Here is a 13,446-nt window from a genome sequence, read left to right as displayed (position 1 = left end):
GAGGTTCGGTCACTCAGAGTGTGTAGATGGTGACAGAACCGGGCCGTTCCCTGAGCATTGCACGCCTGCACGAGCCTCACGGTCCCTCGGACGGGTGATTGCGGGGGCGTTCGCCTGCCGACGGCCGGATTCGGTTCACCACCCTTGTCGGGCGTTCACGACTCGGCCTTGCGGTGCACCCTCGCGACCCAGTCCGCCGGTTTGGCGATCTCGGTCTTGGTCGGAAGTGTGTTCGGGGAGGTCCATACCCGGTTGAAGCCGTCCATGCCGACCTGGTCGACGACGGCCCGTACGAAGCGTTCGCCGTCCCGGTACTGCTTGAGTTTGGCGTCCAGGCCCAGCAACTTGCGCAGCGCGAGGTCCAGTCGGGAGGCTCCCTTGGCCCGGCGCTGCTGGAATTTCTCGCGGATCTCGGCGACGCTCGCGACGACTTCCGGTCCGACTCCGTCCATGACGAAGTCGGCGTGGCCCTCCAGGAGGGACATCACGGCGGTGAGGCGGGCGAGGATCTCGCGCTGTGCGGGCGTCTGCACGAGTTCGACCAGGGAGCGCCCGCCGTCGTCCTCCTCGCCCTCGGGGCGGCCGCCGGCGAGGGACTGGGCGGCTTCCCGGATCCGCTCCAGGAACGTCATGGGGTCGACGTCGGTCTCGCCCAAGAACGACTGGATTTCGCCCTCCAGGTGGTCGCGCAGCCAGGGCACGGCGGAGAACTGGGTGCGGTGCGTCTCCTCGTGGAGACACACCCACAGGCGGAAGTCGTGGGGCTCCACGTCGAGTTCGCGTTCCACGTGGACGATGTTCGGCGCGACGAGCAGCAGCCGGCCGCCGCCGTTGGCGCCGGCCGGGAGTTCGCGGGTGGCGGGGGCGAAGGTCTCGTACTGGCCGAGGACCCGGGAGGACAGGAACGAGAGCAGCATGCCGAGTTCGACGCCGGTGACCTTGCCGCCGACGGCGCCGAGGACCGCGCCGCCGGGGGTGCTCCCGCGGCGTTCCTGCATCTTGTCCAGAAGGGGTTTGAGGATCTCCCGGAAGCCCGCCACGTTCGCCCGCACCCAGCCCGGGCGGTCGACGACGAGGATCGGGGTGTCGTGGGTGTCGTCGCTGCCCATACGAGTGAAGCCCCGGACGTGTCCCTCCGAGGCTTTGGCGTGTCGGCGCAGTTCCGCGACGACGGCACGCGCCTCGTCACGGCTGACCTCGGGTCCCGGCCGTACGAGCCGGGTCGCGGTCGCCACCGCGAGATTCCAGTCGACCATCCCCGAAGAAGCAGCGCCACCGATGCTCGTCATGCGTCAACCGTACGTGAGCGCCGCCGTTGCGGGCAGGTCGCAGGCGGCCGGTCAGGGAGATGTCAGGGTCGGCGGTGGGGATGGCTCAGGGGTGGTGGGCCCGGCCCTCAGCGGCAGCCGCACGCCGCGAGCGCCGTGGCCGCCCGGTCCAGCGCCGCCTGGGCCGCCGCCGGGTCGGTCGTGTCGGCGGCCAGAAGGGCGAAGGCGAGGAGCCGGCCGTCCTGGTCGACGACCGTGCCGGCGAGGGCGTTCACCCCGGTCAGGGTGCCGGTCTTGGCGCGGACGACGCCGGCCGCGCCGTCGGCGTAGCGGCTGGTGAGGGTGCCGGTGAAGCCTGCGACGGGGAGGCCGGTGAGGACGGGGCGCAGGTCGGGGCGGGCGGGGTCGCTCGCCTTGACCAGCAGGGCGGTCAGCAGGTTCGCCGTCAGCCGGTTCGTGCGGTCGAGGCCGCTGCCGTCCTTGAACCGGGCTCCGGTCGTGGGCAGTCCGAGCTTCTTCAGCTGCGCCTGGACGGCCTTGCCGGCCCCGGAGAAGTCGGCGCGGACGCCGGTCGCGAGGGCGGTCTGGCGGGCGAGGGCCTCGGCGATGTCGTTGTCGCTGTTGGTCAGCATCCGTTCGACCAGGGTGGACAGCGGGGGCGAGGAGACCGTGGCGAGTCGCTGCGCGCGCGTGGTCGCCTTCGAGGGGCCGGGGGCCGTGGTCGTGATGCCGGCGGCCTTCAGGAACTTCGCGAACTTGACCGTGGCGTCGGCCGCCGGGTCGCTCACGCGGGTCGTCGGGCCGCTGGTGGAGTCGTCGGTGCGGCCCTCGTCGGCGGACAGCGCGGTGACGCGGGCGAGGTTGGGGTTGACCCCGATGGGGTGAACTTCGGTTCCGGCGTACAGGGTCGTGTCGTACGAGAGCGTCACCTTGGTGATGCCGCGCTTCTTCAGGGCGGCCGCGGTGGCGTCCGCGAGGGTGTGCAGGCTTGCCCAGCCCTCGGCGTCCTTGCGGGCCGTGAGGGTGGGGTCGCCGCCGCCGACGAGGACGAGCTCCTTGGTGTCGGGTTCCAGCACCGCGCGGGTGGTGAGACGGTGCTCGGCGCCCATGGCGGAGAGGGCGGCGACCGCGGTGGCGATCTTCGTGGTGGACGCCGGAGTCAGCGCGTCGCCGCCCCCCACGCCGTACAGGCGCTTTCCGGTGGCCACGTCGACGACCGCGGCGGTGTGCCGGGCACCCAGGGCCGCATCGCTCAGGAGGGGGTCCAGGACGCCCGCGAGGCCCGGCCCGGTCGGAAGGGCGTCGGGGGCCGACTTCACGGCGTTGGCGGTGCCGCCGAGGCCCGCCAGGACGGGGGCGGCGCTGGGGGCGGGCCGGGGCGCTCCGGCCGCCGTGTCGGACGTCCCGGACGAATCGTCCGAGCGTCCGTGATCTGTGCCACCCGTCCGCTCCAGTGCGACGGCCCGCTCCCGCTCGGCCGTACGCTGACCGGTGGCGTCCCAGGGGCCGGCGGCGACCGCCGCACCGGCGGCCAGCGCCAGCCCGGCGGTCGCCGCACCCGCGGTGTACCGCCAGGACCTGATGTCCGGACCGGCCGTCGTGATCCGCGCGAGCTGCGGTTTCGCCGCCCGGGCGATCCGTGCGAGCTGCGGTTTCGCGGTCGCCGTCACGCGCGCGAGAGGGGGCCGTACGATGCCTGCGGCCCGTGCCAGACGCGGTCGTACGGCGTCCGTGACCCGCACCACGTGCGGTCTCGCGGCCCGCCAAAGCCTCAGCTCTGGCACGAACACCAGCCCCTTTCGCGATCACACACCTGCGTGAGGGACACTTAACCACCAGAACTATGTGTTGATCATGGAGGAGCCACCGGTGGAGTTCGACGTCACGATCGAGATCCCGAAGGGTTCGCGGAACAAGTACGAGGTGGACCACGAGACCGGTCGGATCCGCCTGGACCGTCGACTCTTCACCTCGACCGCCTACCCGACCGACTACGGCTTCGTCGAGAACACTCTCGGCGAGGACGGCGACCCGCTGGACGCGCTGGTCATCCTGGACGAGCCGACGTTCCCCGGCTGTCTGATCCGCTGCCGCGCGATCGGCATGTTCCGGATGACGGACGAGGCCGGCGGCGACGACAAGCTGCTGTGCGTCCCGGCGACCGACCCGCGCGTGGAGCACCTGCGCGACATCCACCACGTGTCGGAGTTCGACCGCCTGGAGATCCAGCACTTCTTCGAGGTCTACAAGGACCTGGAGCCCGGCAAGTCCGTCGAGGGCGCCGACTGGGTCGGTCGTACCGACGCCGAGGCCGAGATCGAGCGGTCCTACAAGCGCTTCAAGGACGAGGGCGGCCACTGAGGCTTGGCTCTGTAGAGGTGTGTAAAGGGCCGCACGCGTACGCGTGCGGCCCTTTCGCGTGTCTGTGCGCATACTGAGGCCTACGGAAGGTGTCGTTCAGGGAGCGTTGCGAGGTGTCGGAGGCGGAGGCGCGCAAGCCGCAGTCGGACGAGGCGAGGAGTGCCTTCGACCCTGAGATCACGTCCGAGTTCGCGATCCCGGCCGGACTGGCCGTCCCGAAGACCGGCGGCGAGTCGGAGACCACGTCCGAGTTCGCCGTTCCACAGGGGCTGGACGTGGGCCCGCAGGCCGCCGGAGAGACCGAGGGATCGGCGTTCAGCCTGCCTCGCACGTACAGCGTGCGGGACGCCCCGGCCGCGTTCACACCGCCCGACGGCGTGCCGATGGTGAGTCTGACCAAGGACGTGCCCTGGCAGGACCGGATGCGCACGATGCTGCGGATGCCGGTGACCGAGCGGCCCGCGCCCGAGCCGGGGCCGAAGGCGGAGGAGGGCGCTCCGGCCGTCCCGCGCGTGCTCGACCTCACGCTGCGCATCGGCGAGTTGCTCCTCGCGGGCGGGGAAGGCGCCGAGGACGTGGAGGCCGCGATGTTCGCGGTCTGCCGCTCCTACGGGCTGGACCGCTGCGAGCCGACCGTCACCTTCACGCTGCTGTCGATCTCGTACCAGCCGTCCCTGGTGGAGGACCCGGTCACGGCCTCGCGGACGGTGCGCCGGCGGGGCACCGACTACACGCGCCTGGCGGCCGTCTTCCAGCTCGTCGACGACCTGAGCGACCCGGAGACCCATCTCTCCCTCGAAGAGGCCTACGGGCGGCTCGCAGCGATGCGCCGCAACCGGCACCCGTACCCGACCTGGGTGCTGACCTCGGCGAGCGGGCTGCTCGCGGGCGCGGCCTCGGTGCTGGTCGGCGGTGACCTGGTGGTGTTCGTGGCGGCGGCGCTCGGCGCGATGCTCGGCGACCGGCTGGCCTGGCTGTGCGCGGGGCGCGGGCTGCCGGAGTTCTACCAGTTCCTGGTCGCCGCCATGCCGCCGGCCGCCATAGGCGTCGCGCTGACCGTCGCGGACGTCGATGTGAAGGCGTCCGCGGTCATCACCGGCGGGCTGTTCGCGCTGCTGCCCGGACGGGCGCTGGTGGCGGGCGTCCAGGACGGCCTGACCGGCTTCTACATCACCGCTGCCGCGCGGCTGCTGGAGGTCATGTACTTCTTCGTCGGCATCGTCGTCGGGGTGCTGGTGATGCTCTACGTCGGCGTGCAGCTCGGGGCGCATCTCAACCCCGACGCGGCCCTGGGCATCACCAAGCGGCCGTTGTGGCAGATCGGCGCCTCGATGCTGCTGTCGTTGACCTTCGCGGTGCTGCTCCAGCAGGAACGATCCACCGTGCTGGCCGTCACCTTGAACGGCGGAGTCGCCTGGTCGGTGTACGGCGCGATGCACTACGCCGGCGAGATCTCGCCGGTCGCCTCCACGGCCGTCGCGGCGGGCGTCGTGGGGCTGTTCGGGCAGCTGCTCTCGCGCTACCGGTTCGCTTCCGCCCTGCCGTACACCACCGCCGCGATCGGGCCCCTGCTGCCGGGGTCGGCCACGTATTTCGGGCTGCTGGCGATCGCGCAGAACGAGGTGGACGAGGGGCTGGTGTCGCTCACCAAGGCCGCTGCGTTGGCCATGGCCATCGCCATCGGGGTGAACCTGGGATCCGAGGTGTCGCGGTTGTTCCTGCGGGTCGGCTCCCCCGAGAAGCGGCGGGCCGCGAAGCGGACGCGGGGGTTCTGACGGCCCCGCGCCCTTGGGGCAGACTCGGTCAGTAACCGCGGCTGTCGTCGTACGGGTACTGGCCGTTCTGCTGGGCGCCGTACGGCTGCTGCTGGGGCTGCTCCTGCCACTCCTGGGGGTACTGCTGCTGCGGGTACGGCTGCCGGCCGTAGTAGTCGTAGTCGTTCTCGTAGGCCTGACCCTGGGTCTGCCCCTGCTGACCCTGCTGACCCTGCTGCGCATGCTGGGCGTTCTGCCCGTGCTGGCCGTTCTGGCCGTGCTGGTTGTGCTGGTTGTACTGGTTGTGGTGACCCTGCTGGCCGTACGGGTCGTGCTGGTCGATCCGGCGGAGCTGGGTCGTCGCGTCGTCCATGACCGGGGCCTGCTGCTGGTGCGGCTGCGGCTGGTGGGGCTGCTGCTGCTCCGGAGGCGCGTTGCGGGCTTCCTTGCGGGCCTTGAGAACCTCGATGATCACCGGGACGACCGAGATGACGACGATCAGGACGAGGATCGCCTCGACATTGTTCTTGATGAGGTCGATCTGGCCGAGGAAGTAGCCCGCGACCGTCACACCCGTGCCCCAGAGGATGCCGCCGATCACGTTGTACGTGATGAAGGTGCGGTACTTCATACGGCCGGCGCCGGCGACGATCGGCGCAAAGGTGCGCACGATGGGGACGAAGCGGGCCAGGACGATCGCCTTGGGGCCGAACTTGTCCATGAACTCGTGCGCTTTCTCCAGGTTCTCCTGCTTGAAGAGCTTGGAGTTGGGGCGGTTGAACAGCTTGGGCCCGAAGAACTTGCCGATCAGGTAACCGACCTGGTCGCCGAGGACGGCCGCGATCACGATCAGGGTGCACACCAGCCACAGCGGCTGGTGGATCCACTTGCCGTCGGCGACCAGCAGGCCCGCCGTGAACAGCAGGGAGTCACCGGGGAGGAAGGCGAACAGGCCCGACTCGGCGAACACGATGACCAGGATGCCGATCAGGCCGAACGTCGAGATCAGATAGTCCGGAGTAATCCACTCGGGGCCGAGGGCGAGGGTAGTCACGGGTTCCGGGCTCCTGAGGGGTGAAAGGCGGCGGTGCGGCGGCGGGACCGCCCCAAGCTATCAACGCGGCGCCACAGAACCAGGTTCCCAGGGCCTCCCCCAGGATGCACTGTGCTCCCGCTTGGTCAAACCTGTGAACATGGGCATCGATGATTACGGCGGCGGGCAGGGCCCCCACCCGGACGTACTGGTCGTCACCACGAACGACGCACCCGGGTTCCGGGTGCAACAGGTCATCGGCGAGGTCTTCGGGCTGACGGTGCGCTCACGGCACCTGGGCAGTCAGATCGGCGCCGGCCTGAAGTCGATGATCGGCGGCGAGCTCAAGGGGTTGACGAAGACCCTCGTGGAGACCCGCAACCAGGCCATGGAACGGCTCGTCGAGCAGGCACACGCGCGGGGAGCCAACGGCGTGCTGATGTTCCGCTTCGACGTGTCGGAGGCGGCGGACGTGGGCACCGAGGTGTGCGCCTACGGCACCGCGGTGATCCTGGTCCGGGAGTAGCCCCGGACCAGGCCGCCCCACACGCGTGTGGGCCTGCGAGATCTGCCGGACCTACGACGTGTGCCGGGCCGCGTTCGCCTTGATCGCCGCGTTGAGGTGCTCGGCGAGGCCCGCGCGCGTGGAGTCGTAGTACGCCTTGAAGCGCTCGTCGGACACGTACATGTCCCCGAGGCTCTGGTGGAACGTGTACGACGCGTCATAGAACCAGGTGCACAGGTGCTGCCGGTGCGCCTCGGCCAGGTCCATCGCCCGGTCGCCGGTCGGCGGTTCACCGGCGTCCATCAACTCGCCGTACCGCGCGTTCCAGGCGTCGATCTCCGCCTGCATGCGCTTCCAGTCGTCCTTGGTGTAGGTGGCGGCGCGGCGCTGCGACTCGGCGTACAGCTCCGTGTCGCCCCAGCGCCGCTCCGCCTCTTCGGCGTACTGCTCGGGGTCCTTGTCGCCGAAGACCTCGAAGCGCTCCTCGGGTGTCAGGTCGATGCCCATCGTGCGTGCCTCCATGGCGTGCTCCACGGCCGCCGCCATCCTCTGCAGCTTCTCGATCCGGGCGGTCAGCAACTCGTGCTGGCGGCGCAGGTGCCCGCGCGGGTCCGCGGCCGGGTCGGCGAGCAGGGCGGCGACCTCGTCGAGCGGGAAGCCGAGCTCCCGGTAGAACAGGATCTGCTGCAGCCGGTCGAGGTCGGCGTCGCTGTAGCGCCGGTGGCCCGCGTGGCTGCGCCCGCCCGGAACGAGCAGGCCGATGTCGTCGTAGTGGTGCAATGTGCGCACCGTGACCCCGGCGAATCCGGCGACCTGTCCTACTGAGTAGCTCACTTCGTCCGCTCCCTTCTCGGTACGCGCTCCACGGTGGGCCCTCACGTCGCGTGAGGTGCAAGCGCGATTCCTCTCCGCCCGTGTGCGCGTTCCCGCCCGTCCGCGCCCCCGCCCGCTCCCGGCCGTCCACGTCCGTTCCGGGCCGTCCACGTCCGCCGCCGTCCGGATGTCGTGTCCGTTTCATCCGCTTATCGTGACCCCGTGGCCCAGGACACCGCGCAGCAGCCGCCCGCCGCTCCGGCGACCCCGGCACGTGCCCTGCTGCCGTTGATCCTGCCCGCCCTCGTCGTCGGCGTGCTGGCGAGCCTGCTGTTCGTGCTGGTGAGCGAGTTGGCCGAGCTGTTGCAGGACGTGCTGTGGGAGACCCTGCCGGACGCGCTGGGCGTGGGCCGGTACTCGGTGCTGTGGATGCTCGTCATGCTCACCTCGACCGGGGTGCTGGTGGGGCTGGTGGTGTGGAAGGTGCCCGGGCACGCGGGGCCCGATCCGGCCACGCTGGGGCTGGACGCGCGCGTGCTGCCGCCGGCCGTGCTCCCCGGGCTGCTGGTGGCGGCCACGCTGATGCTGGCGGGCGGGCCGAGTCTGGGCCCGGAGAACCCGATCATCGCCGTGAACGTCGGGCTCGCTTTCTGGCTGGGACACCGGCTGCTGCCCCGGGCGCCGGGCGGGCTGTGGTCCGTGCTCGCGGAGGCGGCGACGATCGGCGCGCTGTTCGGGACGCCGGTGGCGGCGGCGCTGCTGATCTCCGAGGCGCTGGCGGCGCGGCAGACGAAGGGACCGCTGTGGGACAACGTCTTCGCTCCGCTGGTCGCCGCAGCGGTCGGCTCGATGACGACCACCCTGGTGGACCATCCGACCTTCGACCTCGACCTGCCCGCGTTCGGGCAGCCCGGGTGGAGCGATCTGCTGGCGGTGCTCGTGATCGCGTCGGTGGGCGCGCTGCTCGCCCTGTGCGCCGTCTGCGCCTTCCCGTACGTCCACGGCGCGTTCGCGCGCCTGGGACACCCGATGCTGGCGCTGCCGGCCGGCGGGCTCGTCCTGGGGCTGCTGGCGGCTCTGGGCGGCCATCTGACGCTGTTCAAGGGCCTGGACGAGATCGGGGAGCTCGCGGCCGATCCCGACGGCTGGTCGGCCGGCGAGTTCGCCACGATGACGGTGGTGAAACTGGCGGCGCTGCTCGTCGCCGCGTCCTGCGGTTTCCGGGGCGGCCGGATCTTCCCGGCCGTGTTCGTCGGCGTCGCCCTCGGTCTCACCGCCCATGCCCTCGTGCCCGGCGTGCACCCGGCGGTGGGTGTGGCGGCGGGCGTGTTGGGCGTGCTCCTCGCCATCACCCGGCAGGGTTGGCTGAGCCTGTTCACGGCCGCCGCGCTGGTCGCCTCGCCCGCGATCATCGCGCTGCTCTGCTTCGCCTCGCTGCCTGCCTGGCTGCTGGTGACGGGACGGCCGCAGATGCAGCTGCGGGACGATGGAACGGCGGTGCGGTGAGCGTGTGAACCGAACAGGCCCCTCGATCCGATGAAGCGGCAGAACGTCACTCGGCGCTCGCCGCTCCGCCAGTTGGGAGAAAGAACCAGCCATGCCACTCCACAAAGGCCCGCAGAAGCCCGACGAGCGCCCTCTGTCCGTGAATCCCTTCTTCGGCGAGGCGAACCCGGTCGGCGGAATGACCGAGGCACCGCCCAAACACCAGCTGCCGGAATCGCCGATGCCGCCGTCGACGGCCTATCAGCTGGTGCACGACGAACTGATGCTGGACGGCAATTCGCGGCTCAACCTGGCCACCTTCGTCACCACGTGGATGGAGCCCCAGGCCGGGGTGCTGATGGCGGACTGCCGGGACAAGAACATGATCGACAAGGACGAGTATCCGCGCACCGCCGAGCTGGAGCGGCGCTGTGTGGCGATGCTCGCCGACCTGTGGAACGCGCCCGATCCCTCGGCGGCCGTGGGCTGTTCGACGACCGGGTCGAGCGAGGCCTGCATGCTCGCGGGCATGGCGCTGAAGCGGCGGTGGTCGCTGCGCAACGCCGACCGCTACCCCGCTGCCCGTCCGAACCTCGTGATGGGGATCAACGTCCAGGTCTGCTGGGAGAAGTTCTGCAACTTCTGGGAGGTGGAGGCCCGTCAGGTCCCCATGGAGGGGGACCGGTTCCATCTCGACCCGCAGGCGGCGGCCGAGCTGTGCGACGAGAACACGATCGGGGTCGTCGGCATCCTCGGCTCCACGTTCGACGGGTCCTACGAGCCGATCGCCGAGCTGTGCGCGGCGCTGGACGCGCTCCAGGAGCGGACCGGCCTCGACGTCCCGGTGCATGTGGACGGCGCGTCCGGCGCGATGATCGCGCCTTTCCTCGACGAGGACCTGGTGTGGGACTTCCGTCTCCCGCGCGTGACGTCCATCAACACCTCGGGGCACAAGTACGGGCTCGTGTACCCGGGGGTGGGCTGGGCGCTGTGGCGGGACAAGGAGGCCCTGCCGGAGGAGCTCGTGTTCCGCGTGAACTACCTGGGCGGCGACATGCCGACCTTCGCGCTCAACTTCTCCCGGCCGGGCGCGCAGGTCGTCGCGCAGTACTACACGCTGCTGCGGCTGGGCCGCGAGGGCTACCGGGCCGTGCAGCAGTCCACGCGGGACGTGGCCCGGGGCATCGCCGACCGGGTGGAGGCGCTCGGCGACTTCCGACTCCTCACGCGGGGCGACGAACTGCCGGTGTTCGCCTTCACCACGGTGCCGGACGTGAACTCGTACGACGTCTTCGACGTCTCCCGGCGGCTGCGCGAGAGCGGGTGGCTGGTGCCCGCGTACACCTTCCCGGCGAATCGGCAGGATCTGTCCGTGCTGCGGGTGGTCTGCAGAAACGGCTTCTCGGAGGACCTCGCCGAGCTGTTCGTGGAGGACCTGACCCGACTGCTGCCGGAACTCCGGCAACAGTCGGAGCCGTTCACGAGGGACAAGGGGGCGGCGACCGGGTTCCACCACTAGGCGCTTCGCGCTCCGCTGGACGTGCCGCGATGTGTCGTCGTTTCGGTGCGGCGCCGTCGTGGCTGGTCGCGCCCGCGCGGCGGAGCCGCATATGTCAGCGCCCCGCGCCCCTAAAGGGGCGCTGCCGAACCGCAGCCGGGGGCTTCAGTGGCTCATGTGGCTGAACTTTCTTACTGCGAGGGGGAAGAAGACTGCCAGCAATGCCAGGGGCCAGCCGATCGCCGCCCAGACGTGGGCCGGGTCGGCGCCCAGGCCGCCGAAGAGGTCGCGTACCGCGGTCGCCGTACGGGACATCGGGTTCCACTCCACGGCCGTGCCCAGCCAGCCGGGCATGGCGGCGGGGGTGGCGAGGGCGTTGGACAGGAAGCCGACCGGCCAGACCAGGATCTGCACGGCCTGCACCATCTCCGGTTTCCCGGCCACGAGGGCCAGGTGAATGCCGATCCACAACATCGCGAAGCGGAAGAGGAGGAGGAGACCCACCGCGCCCAGGAAGGCGCCCGGCCCGCCCTGGGGGTGCCAGCCGAGGGCGAGTCCGACGACGATCAGCACGGCCAGGCCCAGGACCGACTGGAGCATGTCGGCCGCCGAACGGCCCACCAGGACCGCGCCGTCGGCCATCGGCATCGCCCGGAAGCGGTCGATGACGCCCTTGTTGATGTCCTGGGTGACGGCGAGCATCGTGCCCTCCAGGCCGAAGGCCATGGTGAGCGCGAGCATGCCGGGCATCAGGTAGTCGAGGTAGTCGCCGCTCACCCCGCGGCCGCCGCCGATCAGGTAGCCGAACATCAGCAGCAGCATCACAGGGAAAACAAGCCCGACGACCACCCGGCCCGGATGCCTGGCCCAGTGGGCGAGTTCGCGCCGGGTCATCGTCCAGGAATCGGTCAGCGCGTATGTGTTCACACGGCCTCCTTCGCGAGATCGTCAGAGCGGTCGTCGTGGCCGGTCAGGTGGAGGAAGGCCTCGTCCAGGGTGGGGCGGCGCAGGGCCACGTCCTCGGCCTCGACGCCGGCCTCCGCCAGGGCGCGGACGACGGCGGAGAGCGCGGCCATGCGGTCGGTGACAGGAGCGCTGAGCAGTCGGCGGTCGGGGTCGACGGTGACGTCCTCCTTGGGCAGGGGCAGCAGGGCGAGGGCCGCGCCCAGGTGGCCGGCGTCGCGCAGGACGACGTCGATGCGGTCGCCGCCGGTCAGCGTCTTCAGCTCGTCCGCCGTGCCGTCGGCGATCACCCGGCCCCGGTCGACGACGGAGATGCGGTCGGCGAGCTGGTCGGCCTCCTCCAGGTACTGGGTGGTGAGCACGACCGTCGTGCCGCCGCCGACCAGGGTGCGGACGGCGGACCAGACCTCGGCGCGCCCGCGCGGGTCGAGGCCGGTGGTCGGCTCGTCCAGGAAGAGCACCTCCGGGTCGGTGCCGTGCCGGTTGCCGATGAGGGAGGCGGCGAGGTCCAGGCGGCGGCGCATGCCTCCGCTGTAGGCGCTGACGGGCTTGCGGCCGGTGGCGGTGAGGTCGAAACGCTCCAGGAGCTCGGCGGCGCGCCCGCGCGCGGGGCGGGCGCCCAGGTGGTGGAGGCGGCCGAACATCTCCAGGTTCTGCCGGCCGCTCAGCTCCTCGTCGAGGGCCGCGTGCTGGCCGAGCAGGCCGATGCGCAGGCGGACCTCCTGGGCCTGGCGCAGCACGTCGTGGCCGGCCACCTCGACGTGTCCGGAGTCCGGTCGCAGCAGCGTGGACAGGATCCTGACCAGGGTCGTCTTGCCCGCGCCGTTCGGTCCGAGGACGCCGTGGACGGTGCCTTTGGCAACGGTGAGATCGAGCCCGTCCAGCGCCTGGGTGTCGCCGTACCTCTTGCGTACTCCTTCGACGGTGATCGCCCTGTCGGCCATGACAGTCCCCCTGCTCTTCCTGCTCCTCAACTAATCAAACTTGACTACTGACCCAGACTAACTCCGCGCACAGCACTCGTCAAACTTGATTACTCGATGGGCCGACCCGGTCGGCCGACTTGGTCAGCGGGAGTCGCCCGGATGCCGCTCCCGCGTCGCGTACGGGTTCTCCGCGCCCTCCGGCAGCACGCCGACGAACGGCTCGCCCTCCCCCGCGAAGGTGTACGCGCCGCCCTCGATCCGCGCGATCAGGCCCTGGGCCCACTCGGCCTCGGCGTCGGCGGTGCGGATCCAGAGGTTCATGATCTCCCAGATGTGGCCCAGCTGTTCGGGGCCGTCCTCGGGGACGTAGTGCTCGGTGACGGCCGCGCGCCACGCCTCGATGCCGCGGATGCGGTCCTCCAGGAGCGACACCGCCTCCGCGCGCGGGAGGTCGACGACGAAGCCGATGGCCGCCGACTTCACATCCGTCTTCTGGTCGTAGGAGGTCAGCGCCTCGCGGAGCAGCCTGAAGTACTCCTCGGCGCCCGCCTCGGTGATCTCGTACTCGGTGCGCGGCGGGCCGCCCGCGGTGGACGGCGCCGTCTCGTGCTCACGCAGCAGTCCCTGCTTGGCCATCTGCTTCAGGGCGTGGTAGATCGAGCCCGGCTTGGCGTTGGACCACTCGTGGGCGCCCCAGTACTCCAGGTCGCCGCGCACCTGGTAGCCGTGGGCCCGCCCGTGCTGGCGCACGGCGCCCAGCACGAGAAGACGGATCGCTGACATGCGCCCAGGTTATGACCTCGGGGTGGCGCCCTTGACGCGTGGCCCCACCCCGTGCCC

Annotated in this window: 12 protein-coding genes; 5 read left to right on the top strand and 7 right to left on the bottom strand. The window is 70.9% G+C overall.

Translation table 11 applies throughout. From position 1 onward, the window contains the following. Positions 1 to 155: 155 nt before the first annotated feature. A complete protein-coding gene (locus tag ACWCPF_RS16250; protein ID WP_451045663.1) occupies positions 156 to 1,289 on the bottom strand; it encodes a zinc-dependent metalloprotease in 1,134 nt (377 codons plus the stop codon). 107 nt (positions 1,290 to 1,396) lie between these two features. Further along, positions 1,397 to 3,058 carry a D-alanyl-D-alanine carboxypeptidase/D-alanyl-D-alanine endopeptidase gene (dacB, locus tag ACWCPF_RS16245; RefSeq protein ID WP_451045662.1) on the bottom strand — a complete coding sequence of 554 codons (1,662 nt, stop codon included), beginning with the start codon at positions 3,056 to 3,058 and terminating at the stop codon, positions 1,397 to 1,399. A 79-nt stretch (positions 3,059 to 3,137) separates the two neighbouring features. On the opposite strand from dacB, the gene ACWCPF_RS16240 reads away from it, so the two are divergent. After that, positions 3,138 to 3,629, top strand: coding sequence for an inorganic diphosphatase (locus tag ACWCPF_RS16240; protein WP_363172377.1), 492 nt, complete (start codon positions 3,138 to 3,140; stop codon positions 3,627 to 3,629). Positions 3,630 to 3,742: 113 nt separating this feature from the next. Further along, complete coding sequence (locus tag ACWCPF_RS16235) at positions 3,743 to 5,404, top strand: threonine/serine ThrE exporter family protein (RefSeq protein WP_451045661.1); 1,662 nt, start codon at positions 3,743 to 3,745, stop codon at positions 5,402 to 5,404. A gap of 28 nt (positions 5,405 to 5,432) precedes the next feature. On the opposite strand, the gene ACWCPF_RS16230 is transcribed toward ACWCPF_RS16235, so the two are convergent. Further along, positions 5,433 to 6,437 (bottom strand): DedA family protein, encoded by a 1,005-nt coding sequence (locus tag ACWCPF_RS16230; RefSeq protein WP_451045660.1) that lies wholly within the window; start codon positions 6,435 to 6,437, stop codon positions 5,433 to 5,435. Between the two features lie 139 nt (positions 6,438 to 6,576). Between ACWCPF_RS16230 and ACWCPF_RS16225 the strand changes: the two genes are divergently transcribed. Next, positions 6,577 to 6,942 carry a YbjQ family protein gene (locus ACWCPF_RS16225; RefSeq protein ID WP_451045659.1) on the top strand — a complete coding sequence of 122 codons (366 nt, stop codon included), beginning with the start codon at positions 6,577 to 6,579 and terminating at the stop codon, positions 6,940 to 6,942. A gap of 51 nt (positions 6,943 to 6,993) precedes the next feature. Here the strand turns inward: ACWCPF_RS16225 and ACWCPF_RS16220 are convergent, their stop codons facing one another. Beyond that, positions 6,994 to 7,755: a MerR family transcriptional regulator gene (locus ACWCPF_RS16220; RefSeq protein WP_451045658.1), complete on the bottom strand. Its 762-nt coding sequence runs from the start codon at positions 7,753 to 7,755 to the stop codon at positions 6,994 to 6,996. Between the two features lie 201 nt (positions 7,756 to 7,956). Here ACWCPF_RS16220 and ACWCPF_RS16215 point away from each other — a divergent pair, with 201 nt between their 5' ends. Then, positions 7,957 to 9,240: an ion channel protein gene (locus ACWCPF_RS16215; RefSeq protein ID WP_451045657.1), complete on the top strand. Its 1,284-nt coding sequence runs from the start codon at positions 7,957 to 7,959 to the stop codon at positions 9,238 to 9,240. A gap of 91 nt (positions 9,241 to 9,331) precedes the next feature. Beyond that, the gene (locus ACWCPF_RS16210; RefSeq protein ID WP_451045656.1) at positions 9,332 to 10,738 is read left to right on the top strand and encodes a glutamate decarboxylase; all 1,407 of its coding nucleotides are present in this window, start codon (positions 9,332 to 9,334) and stop codon (positions 10,736 to 10,738) included. A gap of 144 nt (positions 10,739 to 10,882) precedes the next feature. Here ACWCPF_RS16210 and ACWCPF_RS16205 read toward each other — a convergent pair whose 3' ends face one another. The 3 genes from ACWCPF_RS16205 to ACWCPF_RS16195 form a co-directional block, all read right to left on the bottom strand. After that, entirely contained in the window at positions 10,883 to 11,644 is a 762-nt protein-coding gene (locus tag ACWCPF_RS16205) for an ABC transporter permease (RefSeq protein ID WP_451045655.1), read from the bottom strand. Further along, positions 11,641 to 12,624 carry an ATP-binding cassette domain-containing protein gene (locus ACWCPF_RS16200; protein WP_451045654.1) on the bottom strand — a complete coding sequence of 328 codons (984 nt, stop codon included), beginning with the start codon at positions 12,622 to 12,624 and terminating at the stop codon, positions 11,641 to 11,643. Before ACWCPF_RS16200 ends, ACWCPF_RS16205 begins: the two co-directional genes overlap by 4 nt. A gap of 123 nt (positions 12,625 to 12,747) precedes the next feature. Then, a complete protein-coding gene (locus ACWCPF_RS16195) occupies positions 12,748 to 13,389 on the bottom strand; it encodes a PadR family transcriptional regulator (RefSeq protein ID WP_451045653.1) in 642 nt (213 codons plus the stop codon). Positions 13,390 to 13,446 lie beyond the last annotated feature (57 nt).

The organism is Streptomyces sp. NPDC001858 (assembly GCF_053594615.1).
This window is presented reverse-complemented; position numbering and strand designations above follow the sequence as displayed.